Genomic DNA, 23,916 nt, shown 5'->3' on the forward strand with positions numbered 1-23,916 from the left:
ATTGATTTTGTGGCTTTATAGCCGAATTCTAAAATGTTCCTTAGCCTGTTCTGTTCTAAAAAACACAAACCCCCAATAAAAGGTATCAATGGTCACAGTAACTTTTGGGTGTTGTTTGATGATTTCCCAGGCTTCGGTCATGCCTCTCGACCAATAGATGTCATCGAAAATAAACACGGAATCATTGTGAGCAGTTGGCAATAGAGTTTCAAAATAACGTAACGTAGCTTCTTTTTGATGGTTGCCATCAAAGAAGATTAAATCGAATTTTTTAGTTGCCAAACTTTCAACCGCATTGTTGAAATCTTCATTAATAAATTTGACTTCGTTGGACAGTTCTCTTTTTAAAAAATCTTTAGAAAAACCATGAAGATTTGGGCATCCTTCTACTGTTGTGATTTTTGCGTTTGGTTGTCCCATGGCCATAGCGTGTGTGCTTATGCCTAGTGAAGTTCCCAATTCCAAAATATGATTCGGGTTAAAATATTGTGATAATCGAAATAACAATTTAGCCCGTTTGACTGGGGTTCCTGAAGTCTTTACGATTTTAGAGACATGTCTTTCAGGCTGTTTCATTTTTTTTGAGCCCGGTCCCAAATCATGGACTTTGATATAAGCATCAGTTCGAAGAAGAGACGCCTTATACCTCGCTAGACTTCCGTAAGAAGGATACTCTTTTTTGTCATAAAAACATCGTGTCACCAAATCAAATACAAAAGGGGAGTGCACACCGTGTTGGTTGGTGGATTTTATAAGGAATTTTATGTATTGAATTAATTGGTACAATTTGAGTTTCTAGTTTCAATTAAAGGTTTCAGGTTTCAAGTTTGTGGTTTTGGGTTCTAAGTTTAGCCCCAATAAATATCGGGATTTGAATTTATGCATTTGCCCTTTGCGCCTTTGCGTCTTTGCGAGAAATATTACTCTTCCAATTTTGCCGACAATTCAAACCAGCGTTCTTCCTTGGCTTCAATCGTATCAATAATTTTCTGGAGATCTTCAGATAGCTTGTTAATTTCGTCTTGAGTCAAATCCGGATTATTGAATTTATTCTCTAACTCCTTTTTATCATATGCCAACGAATTTAACTTGCTTTCAATATTGCGCAATTCCTTTTCTTCATTAAAAGACAATTTTGAGGCCTCGTTTTCTTTCCAAGAGGTTTTACCTTTTTTGTCTTCTGAAGAATCGCCGGAAACAACAGGCTGACTATCTTCGTAAATCCTGTAATCGGTGTAATTTCCTGGAAAATCCTCAATCACCCCATCACCTTTAAATACAAATAAATGGTCCACGATTTTGTCCATAAAATAACGGTCGTGGGACACTACAATGATACATCCGGGAAAGTCCAAAAGGAAACTCTCCAAAACATTCAGCGTTACAATATCCAAATCGTTGGTGGGCTCATCCAAAATCAAAAAATTCGGGTTTTGAATTAAAACCGTACAGAGATACAGGCGTTTCCGTTCGCCACCACTCAATTTTTCAACAAAGTCATATTGTTTTTTTCGACTGAACAGAAAGCGTTCCAACAATTGTTGCGCACTAATCTGTCTTCCTTTTTTCAATGGGATAAAATCCCCAAACTCACGAATTACATCTATTACCTTCTGCTCAGGCTTTATGGTAATACCGCTTTGGGTGTAATAGCCAAATTTCACAGTATCACCCTTGACCACTTTTCCGCCGTCTGGTTTTGCGGTTTGGGTAAGTAAGTTGAGGAAGGTGGTTTTTCCAGTACCATTTTTACCAATAATACCGACCCGTTCGCCTTTTTTAAAGGTGTAGTCAAAACTTTTGAGAATGACTTTATCCTTAAACGCTTTTGAAACTTTATGAAACTCGATAATCTTGCTCCCAAGACGTTCCATGTTCAGTTCCAACTGCATTTGATGGTCCTTCCTGCGCTGATGGGCTTTGTGCTTTATTTCGAAGAAATCATCAATTCTGGATTTGGATTTTGTGGTACGCGCTTTAGGCTGTCGGCGCATCCACTCCAATTCCTTTTTAAAAAGCTGTTTCGTTTTTCCGGCCTCAACTTCCTCACGTTCTTTGCGCTCCTCCTTTTTTTCAAGATAATAGGAATAGTTGCCTTTGTAAGAATATAACTGTCTGTTATCCAGTTCAATAATTTCATTGCATACCCTTTCGAGGAAATAACGGTCGTGCGTGACCATAAAAAGCGTGATATTTTCCTTGGCAAAAAAATCCTCCAGCCATTCAATCATTTCCAAATCCAAATGGTTGGTGGGCTCGTCCAAAATCAGCAAATCAGGCTTGTTAATTAAAGCATTGGCCAATGCCAATCTTTTTTTCTGCCCGCCCGAAAGTGTGCTTACCTTTTGGTTTAAATCCTCAAGTTTCAATTTAAAGAGGATTTGTTTGTAAAGGGTTTCAAAATCCCATGCCTGATGCTGTTCCATGGCGTCGAAAGCCTTTTGGTAGGTGTCAGTATCTTCTGGGTTTAGAAGGGATTTCTCATAATCTGAAATGATTTTTAAAACCGGATTATCACTGGCCAAAATAGTGTCTTCAACAGTTAGCGCATTGTCAAACTTGGGGTCTTGGGACAAAAAGGCAACCTTTATGTCTTTGCGATAGATAACAGTGCCGGAATCTGCGGTATCGTCTCCAGAAAGGATATTTAAAATAGAAGTTTTACCAGTGCCATTTTTGGCCACAAAGGCAATTTTTTGATCTTTATGGACACTGAATGAAATATTTTCAAAAAGTGTGAGTTCTCCATAAGATTTTGATATGTTTTCAACCGTTAAAAAGTTCAAAAGAAAGTTTTTTGCAAATAACGGATAAAAAACCAAAAAATCCGATTAAAGTTTTATTATTCACGATGAAAGGTTATATTTGCTCAACTCAAACCCCTAGGAATGAAGCGATTTATTTGGTTTAACCTACTAATTTTTGGCGTGTTATTCTCCTCATGTATCACCAATAAAGATGTGGTGTATTTACAGGATAAAGGTACGGTTGTGGATGATACATCCCAAATTCAGGCTCTAGTTAAACCTTACCGGGTGCAAGTGGCGGATATTCTTAGCATTAGTGTGAAGGCTTTGGATAACGAATTGACTGCTATTTTTAATCCGGTGGAAAGTGGCAATCAAGGTTCTAGTCAAGGTGGTTTGTATTTCAATGGGTTTACTGTAGATGTGCACGGTAATATTGAGTTTCCCATTTTAGGGGAAATCAATGTATTAGGTTACACCGTTGAGGAAATTGAAGATAAGGTTGAAGAAGAACTGCTCAACAACTACTTTAAGGAGACTGCAGAAATATTTGTGACGGTAAAGTTATCCGGTTTACGATATACTGTAACAGGTGAATCAGGAGGTACTGGGGTTTATACTTTGTTTCAGGACAGGGTCAATATCATAGAGGCTTTGGCAAACGCGGGAGATATAAAAGCTACAGGAGATAGGACCGATGTGTTAGTTATAAGACAATATCCAGATGGGCAAAAAATCCATCATATTGATCTTACGGATATTGCCGCAATGAAATCACCCTATTACTACGTCCAACCCAATGATATTATTTTGGTAAAGCCTTTAAAACGTAAGGCAATAGGCGCTGGCCAAACCGCCACACAAACATTGCAGACCGTAGTTTCGGTGTTTTCAGTGCTGGTTTCTACTTATTTCTTAGTTCAAAACCTATAGACTATGAGCGACGAATTTGATGTATTAGAACCTTCCTCTTCCTCAACATCAACTTTTGATATTAAGAAGTTTTTGTTTAGGGCGTTAAGCTATTGGAAGTTGTTCCTTTTATTGCTTATAATAGGAGTCTTTCTAGTTTATCAAAAAAACATTCGGGAGGAGTTTTCATTTCGCTTGGGTACAAAAATTTCTGTTGAGGACGATAGTAACCCTTTGTTTACATCAAACGCCAGTTTAACTTTTAATTGGGGCGGGGTCACCTCCAAGGTACAGACCATGATTGTAACCTTAAAGTCCAGGTCGCACCACGAAAAGGTGGTAGAGCGTTTGGAATTTTACAAAAGCTATTTGCAGGACGGTAGGTTTCGAAAAAAGGATATTTATAAAGCAGCACCTTTCAGGTTCAACCACCAATACGATTTTCCACAGTTATTGAATATTCCTATAAAAATTACTTTTATAGACTCCACCAAATATGATTTGGAGATGGATTTTCAATCGAATATGGTGGCCGCTCAAAACTATTTTGACAAGAGCGTGCACCAGGTTTCTGTGCCAATAGGGCTTTTTAAGTCGCAGTATAAGATTAATGATTCCATTGATCTGCCATTCTTAAAAGGGGATTTAATTAAAGTGGATCACAGAAAGATAGTTCCTGGTTCCACGTTTTATATTCAATTTAGAAACTTTAATGGGATAGTGGCCAGTTATAGGGCTAGGACTGATGTGGCCAACACTAGAAATTCGCCAATTTTGGATATTTCGCTTATTGATAAGAATACCCAAAAAATAGTAGATTATTTAAACACAGTGGTGGAGGTGTTGAGCGAAGACCAACTCAATAGGAAAAACCAATATGCAACCAATGCCATTGCCTTTATCGATAAACAATTGTCACGGGTTAAGGGCGAGCTTACTGAAAATGCCTCAGAACTTAACGATTATAGAAGAAGGAAGAAAATATACGGAATGAGTAGCGAAAGCGAAATGCTAAATGAAAAATTCACTTCGTTAGACAACCAGAAAACAGCTATTAATAGGCAATTAAGCTATTATGACAATCTGAAAAACTATTTATTGACCAGTAACGCGTTTACGGAAATACCGGCACCATCAATAGCTGGTATAGATGACCGTAATATTTTGAGCAATATTTCAAAAATTAACGAACTTTCTGTTCAAAAATCAAAATTACAGTATTCCGTCAGGGACAATGCCACAATATTTGACGATTTAAATAGGGAAATTGAGGGGCTGAAAAAGGTGCTTTTGGAGAATATTAGTTCTGTTACCAATATTTTGAACAAAGAATTGGAAGATACCAAGTCTCAATTATACTCCGTTGAAGCCAAATTTATAAAACTACCTGAGGAACAGCAGGAGCTATTGGCCATTCAAAGGCAATATTCTTTGAGCCAACAAACCTACAATGTTTTTTTAGCCAAACGAGGAGAGGCCGAAATTATTAAAGCTTCAAACGTGTCGGATATCGTAATTGTGGACTCTGCCAAGAACACAGGTGCCCAGGTATTGGGCAGAAATTTAGGGATTAGATATATTTTTGTTCTATTTGGCGCCCTATTGATTCCTTTGTTATTGGCATTTCTTGTGACTGTTTTCGATACAAAAATCCACAATCCTCAGGACTTGGAAGGGCTATCTTCCATTCCTGTTTTGGGAGTAGTCGGGAAAAATACCTTAGATAATAATCTGGCCGTACAAAGACAGCCAAAATCGTCGTTATCTGAGGCCTTTAGAGCCGTCAGATCCAGCCTTCAATATGTTTACAAAAGGCAAAAGACTGAGGGCGCTAAAACAGTAATGGTAACATCCTCCGTAAGTGGTGAAGGCAAAACATTTTGTTCCATTAATATAGCAACGGTATTCGCTATGGGAGGCAAGAAAACCTTATTGCTTGGTCTGGATTTAAGGAAGCCAAAAATATTCGGTGATTTTGATATTAAAAATGACATTGGTGTGGTCAACTATCTTATCGGGCAAAAAGAATGGAAGGATACGGTTCAAAAAACAATGGTCAAAAATTTGGATGTTATTACATCTGGACCCATCCCACCGAACCCTTCGGAGCTTTTAATGAATGATAGAATGAGCGATTTGATAGAGGATTTAAAAGGGCATTACGATTTTATTGTTTTGGACACGCCACCTGTGGGATTGGTAGCGGATGCCATTGAACTGACTGAATATGCGGATGCCTCTATTTATGTAGTAAGACAGGATTATACAAAGAAAGGTATGATAAGCCTTATCAACTCAAAATACGAAAAAGGAGAAATCAAGAATCTAAGTTTTGTTTACAACGGCTATGACCAAAAGGCCAAATACGGTTATGGCTATGGTTATGGCTATGGTTACGGCTATGGCTACGGAAGCTATGCCAATGGTTACCATACCGATAAAGCAGAGGGCAAAGGTGTTTTTGTGAAGTTTAAACGCTTGTTAAAGTTTAAATGATAATGAAAGAGAAGCTTGCCTCTGCTATAAAGGCCGCATTAATAGCTGGCAAAGATATCATGGATGTGTATAAAACCGATTTTGATGTTTTTGTGAAGTCTGATAATTCGCCTCTTACACTTGCAGATCAAAAGGCAAACACTTCCATCAATGCAATTTTAAAGCCCACAGACATTCCCGTAATCAGCGAAGAAAATAAGCAAGAACCCTTTAAAGTTAGGCAAAAATGGGATACTTGTTGGATGGTTGATCCGTTGGATGGCACCAAAGAATTTCTAAAACAAAATGGAGAGTTCACGGTTAATATTGCTCTTATTGAGCATAGTAAGCCTGTAATGGGAGTTATCTATGTTCCCGTTTCAAAGACTTTGTATTATGCCGTGGTTTCTGAAAGAAAAGCTTTTAAATGTGATTTGCAATCGCATAAGTTGACAGAAAGTGTATTTGAAACCCGAACGGAAATTTATCCAGTGCAAACTAATACTGGGATTCTTAAAATAGTAGGTAGCCGTTCCCATCAAAATGAAACTACTTTAAACTACATAGCAACTTTACAGTCCGAAGGCCATAAAACGGAGTTGGTGTCCAAAGGCAGTTCATTAAAGTTTTGCATGGTAGCTGAGGGTTTGGCTGCTATTTACCCAAGATTTGCACCAACAATGGAATGGGATACCGCTGCCGGACATGCTATCTGTAAAGCGGTTGGCGTAAGTGTAAATCAAATAGATGGGCAAGAGGAGATTCGTTACAATAAAGCCGATTTGTTAAACCCATATTTTATCGTGCAATAAGCCGAATGGAACACATAAAAAAACAAAACTACACCATTAGTCGAGAGGATAGGACTAAAATTAAAAACCATAGGCCATGCCTTATTTGGTTAACAGGTTTATCCAGTTCGGGAAAATCGACAATAGCCAATTTATTGGAAAAAGAGCTGTATGCCCAAGGTATGCATACCTATGCTTTGGATGGCGATAATCTAAGGCGGGGACTAAATAAGGATTTAAAGTTTACCAAGGAAGATCGTTTTGAAAATATAAGGCGTACGGCCGAAGTTGCCAAACTGTTTGTAGATGCTGGGATAGTGGTTATAGCTGCTTTTATTACGCCTTACAACAAAATACGCCGTGAGATTAAGAGCATTGTAGGAAGTGATGATTATATAGAGGTTTTTGTTGATACCCCTCTTGAAGTATGCGAGCAAAGAGATGTGAAGGGGTTGTATAAAAAAGCTAGAGCTGATGAAATAAAAAACTTCACCGGTATCAGTGCTCCCTTTGAAAACCCGGATTCGCCAGATATTGTAATTGAAACGGTAAAAGAAAGTCCAAAACAGGCCGTTGATAAAATTTTAAAGGCTATGCAAAGCAAGTTGTAATAGCTCAGTATATTTGAGGAATGCAGATGGAAACCAAGATTTACCAAAAAGAGAATAACCTAAAAATTGGACGCCTTTTAAAAGACAGCGTTAAAGATTTTTTTGGATCCCACTTTTTGGCCAAGCAATTGGCGTCCCGCGATATTAAGTCGCAGTACAGGCAGTCGTATTTAGGTATCGTTTGGGCATTTATAACGCCAGTGACATCCGCATTGGTATGGATTTTTCTCAATGCCTCTGGGACTGTAAAATTATCCGATACAGGTGTGCCATACCCTATTTATGTTTTCTCCGGAACTCTAATTTGGTCCATTATAAAGGATGCTATCAGCTTGCCCACTAGTAATACCAATGCTGCCAGAAGTATACTTACAAAGATAAATTTTCCAAAGGAGGCCCTGATACTTTCGGGCGTCTATAAATTATGCTTTAACAGCGCTATAAAAATATTGCTTTTACTGGTGTTGATGCTTGTTTTCGGAATGCAGTTTCAATGGTCGTTGTTGCTTTTTCCGCTAGCTTTGGTAGTAGCTGTTCTTTTTGGCATCACACTGGGGCTATTTATTACGCCAATAGGATTGATATATACAGATGTGGCAAAATTTGTAAATCTTGGTTTGGGGTTATTAATGTACATTACACCAGTAGTTTATGCCATTCCAAAAACAGGTATAATGAAAACCATAATGGAGGTTAATCCGTTTACCCCATTAATATTGACCGCGAGAAGTTTGGCTTTAGGAACGCCTTTAGAGTTTTTAAGCTATTTTATTTGGATTTTGGCAATCAGCACACCATTGTTTTTTCTCGGGCTGTTGTTTTATAGAATTTCCATTCCCATCATTGTTGAACGTTTAAGTGCATAGTTATGAAGGACAATGAGGTTTTGGTAAAGGTAGAAGGGCTTTCTAAAAAGTTCTGCAAGGATTTAAAAACAAGTTTGTGGTACGGCATTAAGGATTTAATGTCCAACATCAAAGGCAATAAAGGCGAAAGAGTACTTAGAGATAAGGAGTTCTGGGCCGTAAAGGACATTAGTTTTGAGTTGAGAAGAGGAGAGTGCTTGGGTTTGATAGGGCATAATGGCGCAGGAAAATCTACCCTGCTAAAAATATTGAACGGATTGATTAATCCTGATGCTGGAAAGGTCACCATAAAAGGAAGGGTAGGTGCTCTAATTGAGCTTGGCGCCGGCTTTAACCCAATTTTAAGTGGCAGGGAGAATATCTACAATAATGGTGCGGTATTGGGCTTTACCAAAAAGGAAATAGACGATAAGGTTGAAAATATAATCGATTTTGCCGAGATACGGGAGTTTATCGATATGCCCGTGCAAAATTATAGTAGTGGCATGAAGGTACGCTTAGGCTTTGCCGTAGCTGCACAAATGGAACCGGATGTGCTGATTATTGATGAGGTTTTAGCTGTTGGTGATTTAGGCTTCGTCTTGAAATGTTACAAAGCAATTGATAAAATATTACCAAATACTGCAATTATATTTGTATCCCACAGTATGCCTATGATTTCTAGGATTTGTAGTCAAATTATATTGATGGAGAGAGGAAGGCCTGATTTTCAAGGTGATAATGTAAGCCAGGCAATTGATTTGTACTACAATAAGTTCTCTGTAAATAGTACCGATACGGTATTTACCGATAATTCTTTGGAATTGATCAATGTTGAATTATTGGATTACGATAGTTTAGAAAATGATATTCCTCAAATTAATTGGAACAATGACTTTAAATTGCATTTTAAGTTTAGATGCCTGAAAAAAGTAGCATTGCCTCAATTTTCAATATTTATTTTTGATAAAGAACAAAGGCCGGTGGCTATGTTTGAAAGAAACAATGATAATGCGACAATTAGTATCGATAGTGATGTTCTCAGTTTTCAGTTAATTCATGAAAATATGCAGTTGTCAAAAGGACTTTATTCAGTTAGTATGTCGATTATTTCACAAAAGGAAAAGGAGCCAATGTTGAGACTTAACAATTTATTGACGTTTCAGGTCATTCATGAAGACGAAGTTTGGGCTGCGTTTTTACTTAAATCAAAGTATAAGGAAATTTCAAATTAATTATTGCTTATGAAATCAATGGTAATAGGACTTGGACCCGAATATAATTATGATGTTGAGAACCATAGCGTTTGGGGGGATGACAATACCAAATATGCTAGTAATCACGGTGCAAGTTTGATATCAAGAACTTTAATGCGCTTTTTTGATGCGGATTATATCGATGATTTCACAGAAGTAGAGACCTATAAAAAAACGTATGATTTATGTATTATAGCATTTGCTACACACGTTACTGATTGGAGGGATGTATCAGTTTATACTAATTTCGTCAAGAAATTAGGAATCAAAACCATTGCATTTTCTCTCGGAATTCAAGATTATGCGTCAGCCTCATTTATCATTAATTCTGTTCATTCTTCATTAAAAGAATTATTGGTGTATGTTATAAAATCTTCAGGATATATTGGCGTTAGGGGGCCACACACAGCTTCGGTTTTAATAAAATCGGGATTTAAACCAGAGGAGATAGTTAGAATAGGCTGCCCCACATTATTTAGCCCGTTAAGGCGCGATTTAAGAATTATTAAAAAAGAAAAGTTTAGTAAGCCTTTAATCGTGTATCATCGCACCATGGCAGGTCTCAACAAATTATTAATTGGAGGCGCCGATTTATTGGGACAAGATTTTTTGGACGAAGTGGTTTTTGACGCACTGGTGCCTCCAGAGCAAATCGTAAAGAAAACTGAATTAGAACACTACAAAAATCTGGAAAACGGAATATTTGCACTTGATAAAATAAAAGAGCGAGGTATATTTTTAAAAACATTTAACGAATGGTTTGATGAGATAAAAAAGTATGATTTTGTATTGGGGGCAAGGCTTCATGGCTGTATAGCGGCACTTATTCAGGGGATTCCTGCAGTTATGATTGCAAGGGATATCCGTGTACAGGAAATAGCTGAGTTTTACAAAATCCCATATATAAAGTATGAGGAGGTTGGCAATATGACTATTGAAGACATATATAATATGGTCGATTTTACAGAATTTAATAAATTGTATAAACACAGGTTTGATAATTTTATCAAACTAATGCACGATTTGAAGGTGAATAAACAACTTTCTTTCCAAACTAAATGTCCAGAAAGCTATTGGTATAACGAAACGGATTTAAACGCTAATACAGCTATCCTCTTTAAAGAATTGAATCAACTATCAATAAAAGTTTCAAGGCTTGAAAGCATTGCGGCTCAAAACGAGAAAAAGGTAAACAAAGTTATAAAGGCATTTCATAAATTACCAGGGGTTAAATTGGTTAAGGAGATTTTAAAGTAGCAATTAAGATTAATCAATGAAGTAGGGTCTAGAGATACTGAATAGCAATGAAAAAAAAAATAAAGAAAAAGATAAAAAGCATTCTGGAAAAATTCGATTATAAAATTGTTTCTAAACTACATTATAACAAGTTAGTGCAGTCCGCCCAGCAATATGAATCAGCCGATTATGCTAAAGACAGCTTGCTTAAGAGTCTTTTTACAATTTTTAAAGACCAAGGTTATACGCCTGATACCATTTATGATGTTGGAGCAAATAAGGGTACATGGACTTTTGAGTGCTTAAAGTTTTTTCCCGACGCCATGTATTACTTATTTGAACCTCAAAAAAATCTTGAAGAAGATATTAAAACCCTTTTTAAAGGGCATAACAGTGTCCAATTATTCTCTATCGGTTTGGGGCAAACTGATAGCAAAATGAATTTTACAATTCATGATAGGGATGATAGTTGTTCTTTTTCTTTTTCCAAAGAGGAAGCTTCAGCTAGAGGGTTTGAACAAATTGAATTGCCTATTTTTAGATTGGACTCCTTTGTGAAAGATAATGATTTGAAGCCACCTAATATTATAAAGATTGACGCTGAAGGGTTGGATTTACAGGTTTTGGAAGGGGCTTCGGGTGTTCTTGAAACCGTAGAAGTAATAATGATGGAAGTGGCAGTAGTAAATAATAGACTGGAAAACTCCGCTTTGAAAGTATTAAACAGAATGGAATTGATTGGATTTAAACTATTTGATATAACAGATTTAAATAGACCTTTTCCTAATCAAGTCCTGTGGTTGTGCGAATTCGTTTTTATAAAAAAGGGAGGTGCACTAGACAAGAGCTATAGATGATAAACGTAACAAAAACCTTTTTGCCTCCTCAAGAGGAATATCAAAAGATACTCAATAAAGCTTGGCATTCTGGCTGGATGACTAATAGGGGTCTTTTGGTTCAGGAGCTTGAGAATAAGTTGAAAACTTATTTGGGCGTATCTAACATTATTGCAATGGCAAATGGAACTTTGCCACTGCAAATAGCGCTAAAGGCTTTAGGTATAAAAGGAGAAGTTATCACAACACCTTTTAGTTATGTAGCTACCACCAGTAGTATTGTTTGGGAAGGCTGTACGCCCGTTTTTGTCGATATTCATCCAGACTACTTAACAATAGACGAAACTAAAATTGAAGAGGCAATAACGTCAAAAACCACTGCTATTTTGGCTACACACGTTTTTGGAAACCCCTGCAACATTGAGGCTATTGAGAGCATTGCAAAAAAAAATAGTCTGAAGGTAATATATGATGCTGCGCATTGTTTTGGCGTTGAGTATAATGGGAAATCTATATTTAATTACGGAGACGTAAGCACCTGTAGTTTTCATGCTACCAAACTATTTCATACGGCCGAAGGCGGTGCCATATTTTGCAATGCTGAACAGTACAATGCCATGTTTTACCATCATAATTTTGGGCATAAAGGAAAAGAAGCGTTTCAAGGACTCGGAATCAATTCAAAAATGAGCGAATTACAAGCCGCAATGGGTTTAAGTGTTTTGCCATATTTGTCTGAAATTGTAAAAAGGAGAGGAAATATAGTAAGTCTTTATAATGAATTTTTGAAGGAAGTAGGTTTGTCATCATTTAAATTAAGACCCGGTACAAAATGGAATAATAGTTATTTTCCAGTTATTTTTAATAGCGAATCACAATTGTTAAAAGTTAAAAATGAACTAGAAACAGATGATATATTTACCCGCCGTTATTTTTACCCGAGTTTGAATACATTGCCATATTTAGAAAATAAGTGTATGCCTGTAGCAGATTTAATTTCCAAAAGAATTTTGTGCCTACCTCTTTTTGATAGCTTATCTATAAAATCTGCAGAAGTAATTTGTAGAATAATAAAAAAGTGCCTATGAAACTAGGTATAATGCAACCTTATTTTATGCCTTATCTAGGGTATATTGGGCTCGTCAATTACGTAGATCATTTCATTCTTTTTGATACGCCTCAGTTTATTAGGCATGGTTGGATCGAGCGCAACCAGATATTGAAATTGGATGGAGAGCCTATGTATATAAAAGTACCTTTAATTAAGCATTCTAGAAATACTTCGATAAAAGATGTTTCCATAAATAATAGGATAAACTGGAAAGATAAAATCTTAGCCCAGCTATCGCATTATAAAAAGCGAGCCCCACATTATAGCAGTGTCATAAAAATGCTAGATTCAATTTTTGAATACGATTATGAGAGCATAGTTGATTTGAATTACAAAGCATTGTCAGAAGTATGTAGTTATTTGGATATAAAAACTCCAATATCAATTTGGTCCGAAATGGATATAGAAATTGAAAGTGTAAATTCACCTGATGAGTGGGCCCTCAATATCTGCAAGGCTTTAAATGCAGATAGTTATTACAATCCGCCGGGAGGGCGTTCTTTTTTTGATATTGAAAAATATGATAAAGCTGGGGTAAAATTGAATTTTCTTGAGGTGAACCAAAGAAGTTACAAGCAGTTTAGTGAAGGATTCGTACCTTATTTGTCCATAATTGATACTTTAATGTTTTGTGATAAGGAAGAGATTCGTCTAATTTTGAACGACCTGAATATCAAACAAGAGTAAATGATTAGCAAATCACCGATCAATAAAGAAAGTCTGAAAAAAAATGTTGTAGCCACAGCATCGGCAAGAGCTGGGTGGAAATTGATCTTGGAAACTTTGCCTAAAGACGCCGAGATTTTATTGCCTTCCTATATTGGTGTTACCGACAGGGAAGGCTCGGGAATTTATGATCCGGTTACAGATTTAGGCGTTAGGCATGACTTTTACCCTTTAAATCAAGATTTATCTATTTCAATTCCAGAAATTAAGAGTAAAATACGAGAGAAGAATTATAGCCTTATTTTAGTCGTGCACTATTTTGGCTTCAAAGTTCGCAACATAAAAAACATAAAGAAATTGTGCGAGGACAGCAATATTATTCTTGTTGAAGATTGTGCACACCTATACAATTACAATATGCTCTGGGCGTCTGACGCAGGCTCATTTGGAGATTATGCGTTTTATTCCTTGCACAAAAATTTTCCTATTAAAAGTGGCGGGTTATTAGTTCAAAATAATAAAAATCACAATAAAATAATAAGTTCGTCAAAAGATAAAAATAGTGTTTACTTTGAAACCTTGATGAAGTATCAGGTAGAAGCAATAGCTCAAAAACGTATTGAAAATTTTAAATTTCTTGAAGCACAAATTTCGAATGTAAGCGGCGTTAAACCTTTTAAAAAGCTTCAAAAAGGAGATATACCCCATAATTACCCCATTATTGTGGATAATCATTTAAGAGAGAAGTTATACTTTTCGCTAATTGACAAGGGTATTATGCTCATAGCGCTGTACTACCGTTTAATTGAGCCATTAAAAATTTCCAAATTCGAAAGCATGCAGTTTTTGGCGAATAATATTTTGAACTTGCCTGTTCATCAAGATATTGATCAAAATGAAATTGTTATTTTGGTAAATATGATTAAAAAATCTTTAAAGGAATTGAACTCATGAGAGCTATTGGAGGATTTTTTGAGTTGGAGTTACCAGACGGCAAATCCCTTTACCATGATGAAGCCATTAAACTTTCAACCGGTAGGGCCTGCCTTGGTTTGATTTTAAAAACTAACACTTTCAGCAAAATATACCTGCCTTACTATTGTTGCGATGCTTTATTTGAGCCACTGGATTTACAAGGTGTGCCTTTTGAATTTTATGCTATCGATAAAAATCTAGAGATAAATGATACCATTAAGTTAAACCCAAATGAAGCTATTGTTTACTGTAATTTTTTCGGCATAAAATCTAACTACGTAAATGAATTAATTAAGCGTTACGGAAATCAATTGATTATTGATAATTCCCATTCTTTTTTTTCAAAAGGTTTTTCCAATAACATTTCATTTACCACGGCCAGAAAATATTTTGGAGTCCCCGACGGCGCTTTTTTATACGCGCCCAAAGAGGTCCCAAGTTCAGGCATCGAAAGAAATAATGATGTATACCTAAACCATAATGTAAATAGACTTTTAGGGAACCAGGAAAAGGCCTATCGAGAGTTTCTGTCTTATGAAGCATCCCTTAATTGTGATATTCGTCAAATTTCCTCGGTTTCAGAATCGTTATTAAAACTGGTTGATTATAAAGAGGTTAGAAAAATAAGGAATGAGAATTTCAATTTTTATAAAAATGAGTTTGCCCACCTCAATAAAATTGAAATTGGTGACGATGAAAAAGATTGTTTTTGTTACCCTTTATTGCTTAACGAAAAGATTGATGTGCAAAAGCTATTTAACCAAAATATTTTTATTCCTTCGTATTGGAATGATGTTGTACAGAGGGTTTCTGCTAAAGATTATGCATTTGAAATTGCGCTTAGCAAGGATTTGTTGCCATTGCCCATTGACCATAGGTACACTGAAATCGATTTAAGACGGGTAGTTGTCGCTATAAAACAACTGATCTAGGCGCCATGGCAGATATGTATCAAAATAAAGATAGAACCCCATATTTCAAAAAAGACGATAGTCTTGAAGAAGCGCTTTTGGATTTGAATCGATTAATTGGAGGTATTCAACCAAAGAATAATTATTTTTCCGATAAACGGCCAATTATTTTAATTATTGGATGCCCGCGTTCTGGTTCAACCGTCATGTTGCAGTGGTTGGCTTCGCTGGGGCTATTTTCTTATCCATCAAACTTAATTGCTAGGTTTTATAAAAACCCTTACATAGGTATTAGGGTGCAACAATCTATTTTGGAATTTGACCCCTTAAACCAAATGGGGTTCCATCAAACTGAAATCAACTTTAAATCGTCCCTTGGTAAAACCATGGGAGCATTAAGCCCAAGTGAGTTTTGGTATTATTGGTACGAATATTTTAAGTTTGGTGAAAACACCCAAAAGCTTTCAAAAAGCCAGTTGAAAAAGGTAGATGGAGAGAGGTTTTTAAAAGAACTTTATGCTTTTGAGTATCTAACGGGAAAGCCTTTGGTAATGAAGGGCATGTTGCTCAATTGGAATATCCCATATTTGTATCAATTAAATAGTAATTTTTTGTTTATTAATTTAACAAGAGAACCTACTTTAAACGCCCAATCACTATTGTTGGCAAGGGAGAAGTTTTTTAATAATAGAAATAAGTGGTATTCTTTTAAGCCCCAGGAATATAGCACCTTAAAGCATGAAGATCCAATTACACAAGTAGCAGGTCAAGTGGTTTATACACAGAATGCGGTGGATGTTGGGCTTTCTGAATTGCCAAAGAAGAATGTGCTACACGTACAATATGAAGATTTTTGTTCCAATCCTGCGGTTTTTTTACATAACCTAATACGTAAATACAACGACTTATCAGGTGAAGGCAAGCTAAATTGCGATACTGTTAGTTTTACAGAAAACAGGTTTGTAGCCAATACGGAAATTAGACTGAGCAATGCAGATATGCATCAGCTCGAGAAAAAAATTGAGTTTTTCCGAAATAAATTAGCTCAAGAATCATAATGGAAAGTCCTGTAGTTTCAGTTTGTGTTCAAACCTATAATCACGTTAGCTACATTAAGCAGTGTTTAGACGGTATATTAATGCAAAAAACAGATTTTGAATTTGAAATCATCATAGGGGAGGACGAAAGTAGTGATGGCACTCGGGATATTTGTATTGCTTATGCCAAGAAACACCTTGATAAAATTAGATTGTTTTTGCGTTCGCGAAAAGATGTCATTTATATAAATGACAAGCCTACAGGGCGCTTTAATGTAATTGAAAATCTAAAAGCATCCAAAGGCAAATATATTGCTTTGTGCGAAGGAGATGACTATTGGACAGACTCCTTGAAATTGCAGAAGCAGGTAGATTTTATGGAAGAAAACCCTGAATATGGTATTTGTTTTCATAATGTAGAGCAACTGAATTCCTTAAGCGAATTGAAACGCGATACCATCCCAAATGTGGTAAAAGATGAACAATTTGCTATCAAAGATTATATCTTAGCTAACAAAACGGCTACTTGCTCAATTATGTTCAAGAGAAAAAACTTGAATATTGGGGAGTTGCCAAACTGGTTTAAAAAACTACCATTTGCGGATTTAGCAATGATATTAATTGTTATGAAAAACTCTAATAAGAAGGGTATGGTGCTTAAGGATAAAATGGGGGTCTATAGAATACATGAAAATGGTGTGCATGGGGCTTACCATAAGAATACTAAAGGCTTGATTAGCGCATACAAACAGCATATTCGTTTTACCAAAATAATCCGTAAAAATTGGTTGTTTGAAAGAGATTATAGGGTAGTGGTTTATAAAAAACTTAAAAATGTTTATCAATCGTTATATCTTCTTTATAAGCAAAATAAAAGTTCTTTTAGAATGGTACAATCTAAAGTTTTTACACTCTACTATAAGTTTTTGATAAAAAAATTTTCATGAAAAAAATCCTTTTTATATCTCATGAAATGTCCAGAACTGGGGCGCCTATGGTGTTGTTGTATTTGTTGCAATGGATCAGAAAGCACCACTCTGATGTGATTGTGGATGTACTAGCGCTTCAAAATGGAGGGCTTGAGGATGATTTCAAAAAGATATCTAGAAACTATTATGATTATAAAGCTTTGGACAATGGCGATAAACTAACATTCCTACAACGATTATTGTTAAAGCTGAAGATATTAAAAACAAGGAACTACCATCAAGAATTGATAGAGGCCCTAACAGCCAACAATTACAATGTCATTTATGGTAATACGGTATTGTCGCTTCCATTTGCAAAGCAATTGGTTCAACTGAATAAAAAAAGTAGATTAATCCTGCACGTTCATGAGCTTAATGCAATTATAAAACAGACGCTACCGAATTTTAGAGATTACATAAATTTTATAGATCATTTTATTGCGCCCTCTAATCTGGTCAAAACAAATTTACAAGACCATTGGGGGATAGAAGAGAACATTGACGTGGTTTATGAATGTTCCCAGACAAAAGCAGTAACATCACAACAAAAAGTTAGCACAACCTTTACTGTTGGAGCATCTGGCACGGTACATTGGCGAAAGGGACATGATGTTTTTGTTCAAGTAGCACGCTATATTCACGCCAATTATCCAGATGTTAAAATGCAGTTTGTTTGGGTAGGGCATATTCCTGCTCAGGAAAAGATTATTTTAGATGAAGATTTGCTAAAACTAGGGCTGATTGATAAGGTAAAGTTTATAGGCGAAATTGAGGACACCTTAGAGCATTACAGTGCTTTTGATGTTTTTGTAATGACCTCAAGAGAAGATCCTTTTCCATTGGTGTGTATCGAGCTTGGCATGCTAGGCAAGCCTATAATATGTTTTGAGGGTGCGACGGGAACAGAAGAAATTTTAGGTAATGGAGGCGGAAAGATCGTACCATATTTAAGTATCGAGGCCATGGCCAGTGCCATTTTGTTTTATTATGAAAATGAATCCGAAAAAATAACGCAGGGCGAAAAAAATAAAGAAGCCTTTAGTCAATTTTCACCTGAAAAAATCTGCCCTCAATTATTTGAAATCATAAGTAAAAATTGTAGAAATTGATCGTTATCTTTTAAATGCAACCCCTAATATCCATAATAGTTCCCAATTACAACCACGAGCCTTACTTAAGGCAGCGTTTGGATAGTGTTTTTAACCAAACCTATCCTAATTATGAGGTGATTTTATTAGACGATAAAAGCACTGACCAGAGTAGGGAGATATTTTTGGAATATGCCAAAAACAAAAAAGTCAGCCATTGTATTATTAATGAAAAAAATTCTGGAAGCACTTTTAAACAGTGGAACAAGGGGATTGCATTGGCCAAAGGAGAATATATTTGGATTGCAGAAACCGATGATTTTTGCGAACCTAATTTTTTAGAAACTGTGGTGGCCCCCATGGTTGAAGATAATGATGTGGTATTATCATTTTGCCAGTCTTTAAGGGTAAATAGCGAGGGCGAGGTTGCAGGAACATGGCTAACACACACGGCGGAATTTGACCCCAATATTTTTTCTGATGATTTTGTTTTGGATGGTAATCGTTTTATCCAGGATTATCTCATCCATAAAAACGTGATACCCAATGCTAGTGCGGTTCTCATAAGAAAGGATACTTTAAAAGCAATGGTACCACTGGATTTTAAACCATTTATGAAGTACAATGCGGATTGGTTTTACTATCTGAAATTGGTCTGCAACCATAAAATAGCTTTTTGTGCAAAACCGTTAAACGCATTCCGTTACCATAATACAAGTGTAATAGGGAGGGCTCATGGAGAAAGTGGTAAACTGAAAATTCTAAATATGGAACTGGAATTACGCGACTATATGATCTCCTATTTGAAAACGGCCAGCCTAAGTAATATTACTCATATAAAAAAAGAGTGGATAAAAGGAAATCGCGTATTGCATTTCGAGATTGTTTATATTTTTCTGAAAAAAAAGCAATATGCCAAGTCTTTGGCTTATATTTTTAGACGACCTTACCTAGGGGTTAGAATCTTAAAGAAAATTTTGAAAAAAACCGGTAGTTAAGCCTATAGAATTCATGGAAGGTATTTCGGTAATTACATGCTCTAGATCAACCAGGGTTCCTGCATCTTTTCTTAATAATATTACAGAAACCATTGGGATTGAACATGAGGTAATTGCCATTGATAATTCTGAAAACAAATATTCCATTTTCGAGGCCTACAACTTAGGAGTAGCTCAAAGCAATTATGATATACTGTGCTTTGTACACGATGATATAAAAGTACACACCAATAACTGGGGAAAGATTTTAGGAGAGCTATTCTCCTCAAACCCCTCTATCGGGTTAGTCGGAGTCACCGGAACTCGGGTTAAAACTAAAATGCCTTCCACGTGGTGGAGTTGTCCAGAGGAAGAAAAAGTATTACGTATTATTCAGCACTTCGAAAAAGGTAAAGTTGAAAACTGGCATACAGGTTTTGAAAAGCATAGTCTTATAGATGTGGCCGTAATTGATGGGGTATTTATGGTAGCCAAAAAAGGTGATTCCGTAAAATTTGACGAGAGTTTCAAAGGCTTTCACAATTACGATTTGCACCTGTCCTTTGAAACTTTAAAAAAAGGCAAAAAGGTAGTGGCAACAAACAAGATATTGATCGAGCATTTTTCCTATGGGACTTTAAATAAGTCCTGGTTTGCTTCCGCTATCCAAATTCATAAGATGTACAGTAATTTATTGCCACTAAAGGTGAACACCAAAATGAAAGAGAAGGATATTAAGCGGTTGGAAATTGAAAACGGAATTTGGATGGCCTATAAGTTGCTTGAGCTAAAATTGAAAAAACAGGCATTAGCAATTTGGTTACAAATTTTCCGTTTGAAACCAATTTCAAAGTTTCATTTAAAATTTTTAAAAGCTTTTTTGTCATAGTGCTCGCTATTGTCATTCCATATTATAAACTTGTGTTTTTTCAAGAGACCTTAAATTCCCTTGCACAGCAAACGGATCAACGTTTTAAGGTGTATATTGGCGATGATGCCAGTCCTGAAAGCCCAAAGGCCTTACTGAAAACTTATGAGGGGAAATTTGATTTTCAGTACCATAAATTTGAGACAAATCTTGGTGGCAAATCTTTAACCAAACAATGGGATAGGTGTATTGCTCTGACCAATGATGAACCTTGGATGATGATCCTTGGCGACGACGATGTGCTGGGTGAAAATGTAGTAGAACAGTTCTATAAAAATAAGGACGAAGTTGTCAGCCATGGAATCAACCTCATTCGCTATGCCTCCAAAAATATTAATGCTGAAGGGAAGGATTTATCCAAAGTTTATCAGCATCCAGAAATTGAAAAAACCACGGATTCCTACTTTAAACATTTTTCATGGGAGTCTCGAAGTTCTCTTTCGGAATATATTTTTCAAAGAAAAAGTTATCAGAAACATGGCTTCACGGATTTTCCTTTGGCTTGGCATGCAGATGATAAAGCATGGTTGGATTTTACCGATTCGGGCAATGTATTTACTATCAACGATGGGGTAGTCAGTTTCAGGTTGTCGCCTGAAAATATTTCGGGGCAAAGAGATAATGAGGCTATTAAAAATAATTCTCGTAGATTATTCTTTAAAGACATAATAAGCGACAAAAAGTATACATTTACGAATGCGCAAAAGAATGCTTTTCTGTTTGAATATGGCGTTTTGATAAAAGAGCAGGATCTAATGACTGCCGGCAATATCTGGTTGGTATTGCGGGGGTTTCTGAAAATGGGGCATTTTTACGACGGAATGCGATTTTTGAGGCGCATGTACAGAGGTAAATTTTTAGGGAAATAAGGATGGATTTTTCAGTGTCAGTCATCATACCGGCCTATAATTGCGAGCGTTTTATTGAAAAGGCAATTCGTTCAGCTTTGTCTCAGCCCGAAGTTTATGAGGTTCTTGTGATTAACGATGGTAGTACTGATCAAACCCTTTCGATTTCAAAAAAAATTGAAAAATCAAACCAAAAAGTCAAAATCTTATATCATAAAAATGGTGTTAATCGAGGAAGGTCGGCTAGTAGAAATTTAGGTGTTAAAAGGGCAACTGGAAATTTTATCGCCTTTCTGGATGCTGACGACTACTATTTGGAAGATAGATTTTTATCAGACCAAAAATTGTTCCATTTGAATCCCGATGCAGATGGGGCTTACAATGCTGTTGGATTTTATTTTTACAGGGATGCTACTGAAGAAGAAAGGCGAACATTGACTTTGAACACTGTTACCCAAAAGATACCGCCCGATGTACTTTTTGAGGCTTTGATATCGGGTAAATACAGCCATTTTCATATCAATGGACTGACAGTAAAGCGTTCGGTTTTTGATAGAACAGGCCTTTTTAACGAAGCTTTGGTTGTAGCGGAGGATACCGATATATTTTGGAAAATGGCGATGACCTCCAGATTGGAAACTGGAGTAATTGATAAAGCCTTGGCAATTAGGGGGGTGCATGAAGAGAATGTATTTGACCGAAAGGATATCTATAAAGGGTACACCATAAAAATGTATGAATCCCTAATTTATTGGAGCGTAACTAATGGGATTTCACGAAAAAGAATAGATACCCTACTGAAATGGGTTTGGTTATTAAAGTATAAGGAGCACAGCAAATTGCTTGTTCATATAAAATACTGGGGCTTTTTATTTTTCAAAGATTTGAGGCTCTTGTTTTCTACTTTGAGCATCAAATATTTTCCTGTGGTTAGGCTTAGACAAAAACTTTTCCCATTTTTGTTTAAACCCTAAGGTGTTAAATTAATTTACAAAATGAATTCTGGTAATAATGTTACGGTGGTAATACCTTGTTTTAATGATGGCGAGTACATCATTGAAGCGGTAAATTCGGTACTTAATCAAACCTTAAAACCAGAAAAAATCATTATTGTGGATGACGGGTCAGATACCCATACCAAACATATTTTAGGAGGTATAAATGATGATAGTATTGAGGTAGTCTATCAAGATAACTCAGGAGTTTGCAAAGCTCGAAACGTTGCAATTGATTTGGCAAAAACGGATTATATTCTCACCTTAGATGCAGATGACTACTTTGAGCCAACCTTTGTTGAGAAGGCTGTAGCTGTCTTAGGCCAAGATTCCAAAGTCGGTGTAGTGGGCTGTTTTTACAGAAGATTGGTAAACAGAAAAATTCAAAATGAAGTGGTAAAACCGTTGGGCGGAGGCGTCTCTAATTTCTTGGTTAAAAACAATGGATTGGGATGTTCTCTATTTCGAAAAAAATGTTGGGAAGCCGTTTCAGGTTACGATGAAAGTATGTTGAAGGGCTATGAAGACTGGGATTTTTGGATATCCATTTTAAAGCAAGGTTGGCACATGCATATTATAGAAGAACCTCTTTTTTTGTACAGAAGGAGTGAATCTTCAAGGGATGGAAACGCATTTTTAAACCATGATGTGGAATTGAGGGATTATCTTTTCAAAAAGCACAGACAGGTGTTTATGGATAATTTTGAGGCCTTTGCACGTCAAATCATCTATTCAAATTCAAAATTGAAGCAGACCCAATTAAAAATTAAGAATTCAATAGACTACAGGCTTGGAAACTTGATTTTAAGGCCGTTTAGATTTGTGAAACGTATGATTAAAAGCCAAAAATGAATTCCCTATGAATAGCCTTGTCTCTATTATCGTACCTTGCTATAATCATGCGCATCTTTTGGGAGAGACCCTAGAGTCTGTTTTGAATCAAGAATACGCTAATTGGGAATGTATAATTGTAAACGACGGTAGCCCGGATAATACTGAAGAAATTGCTGGCAAATGGTGCAAAAAAGACATCCGTTTCAAATACATTTCTCAGAGAAATGGAGGACTGTCAAGTGCCAGAAATACGGGTGTAAAAAGAAGCAATGGAGAGTATATTTTGCCTTTGGATGCTGATGATCTTTTGCATAAGGATTTTTTAAAAAAAACAATGTCAGTGTTGCAAACTGAAGATGCAGTTGGCATTGTGACTTGCAATAGCAAACATTTTACAGGAGATACCACCAATGTCATTAACGAATGGAGGCCTAAAGGCAATACGTATAAGTACTTGCTGTATCTGAATCAAATAGTTGCTACTTCGCTACTCAGAAAAACATGTTGGGAACAGGTTGGGGGCTATGATGAAAACATGAAAAATGGCTTTGAGGACTGGGAATTTTGGCTCTCGATAACAAAAAATGGTTGGAAATATCAGGTTTTGGATGAGTTTCTTTTTTACTACAGAAGAGCAAAACAATCCATGGTAACGGATACGATAAACTATCATTTTGAAGATATTAAAGCATATATTTTTAAAAAACATAGAGATTTATATATTGAAGATTTTGAAAACTGTATGACCGTATTATTCCATGACCTGAAAGCCTATCGCACAAGTAATGTTAAATTAAAAACATCCTTAGAGTACAAAATTGGAAAACTTTTAACCAAACCGTTTTCTTTTCTTTTGAAAAAATAGAGAC

At 36.1% G+C, this 23,916-nt stretch carries 23 protein-coding genes; 21 read left to right on the top strand and 2 right to left on the bottom strand.

Going from position 1 to position 23,916, the window contains the following annotated elements:
* Window positions 1-15: 15 nt before the first annotated feature.
* Window positions 16-576: an O-methyltransferase gene (locus H7U19_RS04930; protein ID WP_343069071.1), complete on the bottom strand. Its 561-nt coding sequence runs from the start codon at window positions 574-576 to the stop codon at window positions 16-18.
* A gap of 344 nt (window positions 577-920) precedes the next feature.
* Window positions 921-2,786 carry an ABC-F family ATP-binding cassette domain-containing protein gene (locus tag H7U19_RS04935; protein WP_186559567.1) on the bottom strand — a complete coding sequence of 622 codons (1,866 nt, stop codon included), beginning with the start codon at window positions 2,784-2,786 and terminating at the stop codon, window positions 921-923.
* A 102-nt stretch (window positions 2,787-2,888) separates the two neighbouring features.
* Between H7U19_RS04935 and H7U19_RS04940 the strand changes: the two genes are divergently transcribed.
* From H7U19_RS04940 to H7U19_RS05040, 21 genes are read left to right on the top strand one after another with little or no spacing between them, the layout of a single operon-like run.
* Window positions 2,889-3,680, top strand: a complete 792-nt coding sequence (locus H7U19_RS04940; protein ID WP_186559569.1) for a polysaccharide biosynthesis/export family protein — start codon at window positions 2,889-2,891, stop codon at window positions 3,678-3,680.
* A gap of 3 nt (window positions 3,681-3,683) precedes the next feature.
* Window positions 3,684-6,155, top strand: a complete 2,472-nt coding sequence (locus H7U19_RS04945; protein ID WP_186559577.1) for an exopolysaccharide transport family protein — start codon at window positions 3,684-3,686, stop codon at window positions 6,153-6,155.
* A gap of 2 nt (window positions 6,156-6,157) precedes the next feature.
* On the top strand, window positions 6,158-6,946 hold the full coding sequence (cysQ, locus tag H7U19_RS04950; RefSeq protein ID WP_186559579.1) for a 3'(2'),5'-bisphosphate nucleotidase CysQ: 789 nt from the start codon (window positions 6,158-6,160) through the stop codon (window positions 6,944-6,946).
* A 5-nt stretch (window positions 6,947-6,951) separates the two neighbouring features.
* On the top strand, window positions 6,952-7,536 hold the full coding sequence (cysC, locus tag H7U19_RS04955) for an adenylyl-sulfate kinase (protein ID WP_186559581.1): 585 nt from the start codon (window positions 6,952-6,954) through the stop codon (window positions 7,534-7,536).
* A gap of 26 nt (window positions 7,537-7,562) precedes the next feature.
* Entirely contained in the window at window positions 7,563-8,402 is an 840-nt protein-coding gene (locus H7U19_RS04960; protein WP_186559583.1) for an ABC transporter permease, read from the top strand.
* 2 nt (window positions 8,403-8,404) lie between these two features.
* The gene (locus H7U19_RS04965; protein ID WP_186559584.1) at window positions 8,405-9,616 is read left to right on the top strand and encodes an ABC transporter ATP-binding protein; all 1,212 of its coding nucleotides are present in this window, start codon (window positions 8,405-8,407) and stop codon (window positions 9,614-9,616) included.
* Window positions 9,617-9,625: 9 nt separating this feature from the next.
* Window positions 9,626-10,894 (top strand): polysaccharide pyruvyl transferase family protein, encoded by a 1,269-nt coding sequence (locus tag H7U19_RS04970; RefSeq protein ID WP_186559586.1) that lies wholly within the window; start codon window positions 9,626-9,628, stop codon window positions 10,892-10,894.
* A 47-nt stretch (window positions 10,895-10,941) separates the two neighbouring features.
* On the top strand, window positions 10,942-11,730 hold the full coding sequence (locus tag H7U19_RS04975) for an FkbM family methyltransferase (RefSeq protein ID WP_186559588.1): 789 nt from the start codon (window positions 10,942-10,944) through the stop codon (window positions 11,728-11,730).
* Complete coding sequence (locus tag H7U19_RS04980; RefSeq protein WP_186559590.1) at window positions 11,727-12,797, top strand: DegT/DnrJ/EryC1/StrS family aminotransferase; 1,071 nt, start codon at window positions 11,727-11,729, stop codon at window positions 12,795-12,797. Before H7U19_RS04975 ends, H7U19_RS04980 begins: the two co-directional genes overlap by 4 nt.
* Window positions 12,794-13,507 (top strand): WbqC family protein, encoded by a 714-nt coding sequence (locus H7U19_RS04985; protein WP_186559592.1) that lies wholly within the window; start codon window positions 12,794-12,796, stop codon window positions 13,505-13,507. The genes H7U19_RS04980 and H7U19_RS04985 overlap by 4 nt, the downstream gene beginning before the upstream one ends.
* Window positions 13,508-14,440, top strand: coding sequence for a DegT/DnrJ/EryC1/StrS family aminotransferase (locus tag H7U19_RS04990; protein ID WP_186559594.1), 933 nt, complete (start codon window positions 13,508-13,510; stop codon window positions 14,438-14,440).
* The gene (locus H7U19_RS04995) at window positions 14,437-15,393 is read left to right on the top strand and encodes an aspartate aminotransferase family protein (RefSeq protein WP_186559596.1); all 957 of its coding nucleotides are present in this window, start codon (window positions 14,437-14,439) and stop codon (window positions 15,391-15,393) included. The genes H7U19_RS04990 and H7U19_RS04995 overlap by 4 nt, the downstream gene beginning before the upstream one ends.
* Before the next feature lie 5 nt (window positions 15,394-15,398).
* The gene (locus tag H7U19_RS05000; protein ID WP_186559598.1) at window positions 15,399-16,430 is read left to right on the top strand and encodes a sulfotransferase; all 1,032 of its coding nucleotides are present in this window, start codon (window positions 15,399-15,401) and stop codon (window positions 16,428-16,430) included.
* On the top strand, window positions 16,430-17,356 hold the full coding sequence (locus tag H7U19_RS05005; protein WP_186559600.1) for a glycosyltransferase: 927 nt from the start codon (window positions 16,430-16,432) through the stop codon (window positions 17,354-17,356). The genes H7U19_RS05000 and H7U19_RS05005 overlap by 1 nt, the downstream gene beginning before the upstream one ends.
* Entirely contained in the window at window positions 17,353-18,486 is a 1,134-nt protein-coding gene (locus H7U19_RS05010; RefSeq protein ID WP_186559602.1) for a glycosyltransferase family 4 protein, read from the top strand. The genes H7U19_RS05005 and H7U19_RS05010 overlap by 4 nt, the downstream gene beginning before the upstream one ends.
* 14 nt (window positions 18,487-18,500) lie before the next feature.
* Entirely contained in the window at window positions 18,501-19,463 is a 963-nt protein-coding gene (locus tag H7U19_RS05015) for a glycosyltransferase family A protein (RefSeq protein WP_186559604.1), read from the top strand.
* Window positions 19,464-19,476: 13 nt separating this feature from the next.
* Window positions 19,477-20,331, top strand: coding sequence for a glycosyltransferase (locus tag H7U19_RS05020; RefSeq protein ID WP_186559606.1), 855 nt, complete (start codon window positions 19,477-19,479; stop codon window positions 20,329-20,331).
* Entirely contained in the window at window positions 20,331-21,239 is a 909-nt protein-coding gene (locus tag H7U19_RS05025) for a glycosyltransferase (protein ID WP_186559608.1), read from the top strand. Before H7U19_RS05020 ends, H7U19_RS05025 begins: the two co-directional genes overlap by 1 nt.
* A gap of 2 nt (window positions 21,240-21,241) precedes the next feature.
* Window positions 21,242-22,192 (top strand): glycosyltransferase family 2 protein, encoded by a 951-nt coding sequence (locus H7U19_RS05030; protein WP_186559610.1) that lies wholly within the window; start codon window positions 21,242-21,244, stop codon window positions 22,190-22,192.
* 21 nt (window positions 22,193-22,213) lie between these two features.
* Complete coding sequence (locus tag H7U19_RS05035; RefSeq protein WP_186559612.1) at window positions 22,214-23,065, top strand: glycosyltransferase family 2 protein; 852 nt, start codon at window positions 22,214-22,216, stop codon at window positions 23,063-23,065.
* Window positions 23,066-23,072: 7 nt separating this feature from the next.
* Window positions 23,073-23,912: a glycosyltransferase family 2 protein gene (locus tag H7U19_RS05040; RefSeq protein ID WP_186559614.1), complete on the top strand. Its 840-nt coding sequence runs from the start codon at window positions 23,073-23,075 to the stop codon at window positions 23,910-23,912.
* The last annotated feature ends 4 nt before the right edge of the window (window positions 23,913-23,916 follow it).

Source organism: Hyunsoonleella aquatilis, from assembly GCF_014270105.1.
Classification (GTDB): Bacteria; Bacteroidota; Bacteroidia; order Flavobacteriales; family Flavobacteriaceae; genus Jejuia; species Jejuia aquatilis.

Excerpts from the sequence above, each read along its gene's own strand:
- H7U19_RS05010 (WP_186559602.1), top strand. The coding sequence starts at position 17,353 with ATGAAAAAAATCCTTTTTATATCTCATGAAATGTCCAGAACTGGGGCG.
- H7U19_RS05035 (WP_186559612.1), top strand. The coding sequence starts at position 22,214 with ATGAATTCTGGTAATAATGTTACGGTGGTAATACCTTGTTTTAATGAT.
- H7U19_RS04980 (WP_186559590.1), top strand. The coding sequence starts at position 11,727 with ATGATAAACGTAACAAAAACCTTTTTGCCTCCTCAAGAGGAATATCAA.
- H7U19_RS04965 (WP_186559584.1), top strand. The coding sequence starts at position 8,405 with ATGAAGGACAATGAGGTTTTGGTAAAGGTAGAAGGGCTTTCTAAAAAG.
- H7U19_RS05040 (WP_186559614.1), top strand. The coding sequence starts at position 23,073 with ATGAATAGCCTTGTCTCTATTATCGTACCTTGCTATAATCATGCGCAT.
- H7U19_RS04945 (WP_186559577.1), top strand. The coding sequence starts at position 3,684 with ATGAGCGACGAATTTGATGTATTAGAACCTTCCTCTTCCTCAACATCA.
- H7U19_RS05000 (WP_186559598.1), top strand. The coding sequence starts at position 15,399 with ATGGCAGATATGTATCAAAATAAAGATAGAACCCCATATTTCAAAAAA.
- H7U19_RS04930 (WP_343069071.1), bottom strand. The coding sequence starts at position 576 with ATGAAACAGCCTGAAAGACATGTCTCTAAAATCGTAAAGACTTCAGGA.
- H7U19_RS05005 (WP_186559600.1), top strand. The coding sequence starts at position 16,430 with ATGGAAAGTCCTGTAGTTTCAGTTTGTGTTCAAACCTATAATCACGTT.
- H7U19_RS05030 (WP_186559610.1), top strand. The coding sequence starts at position 21,242 with ATGGATTTTTCAGTGTCAGTCATCATACCGGCCTATAATTGCGAGCGT.
- cysC (WP_186559581.1), top strand. The coding sequence starts at position 6,952 with ATGGAACACATAAAAAAACAAAACTACACCATTAGTCGAGAGGATAGG.
- cysQ (WP_186559579.1), top strand. The coding sequence starts at position 6,158 with ATGAAAGAGAAGCTTGCCTCTGCTATAAAGGCCGCATTAATAGCTGGC.
- H7U19_RS04985 (WP_186559592.1), top strand. The coding sequence starts at position 12,794 with ATGAAACTAGGTATAATGCAACCTTATTTTATGCCTTATCTAGGGTAT.
- H7U19_RS04990 (WP_186559594.1), top strand. The coding sequence starts at position 13,508 with ATGATTAGCAAATCACCGATCAATAAAGAAAGTCTGAAAAAAAATGTT.
- H7U19_RS04960 (WP_186559583.1), top strand. The coding sequence starts at position 7,563 with ATGGAAACCAAGATTTACCAAAAAGAGAATAACCTAAAAATTGGACGC.
- H7U19_RS05020 (WP_186559606.1), top strand. The coding sequence starts at position 19,477 with ATGGAAGGTATTTCGGTAATTACATGCTCTAGATCAACCAGGGTTCCT.
- H7U19_RS04975 (WP_186559588.1), top strand. The coding sequence starts at position 10,942 with ATGAAAAAAAAAATAAAGAAAAAGATAAAAAGCATTCTGGAAAAATTC.
- H7U19_RS04970 (WP_186559586.1), top strand. The coding sequence starts at position 9,626 with ATGAAATCAATGGTAATAGGACTTGGACCCGAATATAATTATGATGTT.
- H7U19_RS05015 (WP_186559604.1), top strand. The coding sequence starts at position 18,501 with ATGCAACCCCTAATATCCATAATAGTTCCCAATTACAACCACGAGCCT.
- H7U19_RS04940 (WP_186559569.1), top strand. The coding sequence starts at position 2,889 with ATGAAGCGATTTATTTGGTTTAACCTACTAATTTTTGGCGTGTTATTC.
- H7U19_RS04995 (WP_186559596.1), top strand. The coding sequence starts at position 14,437 with ATGAGAGCTATTGGAGGATTTTTTGAGTTGGAGTTACCAGACGGCAAA.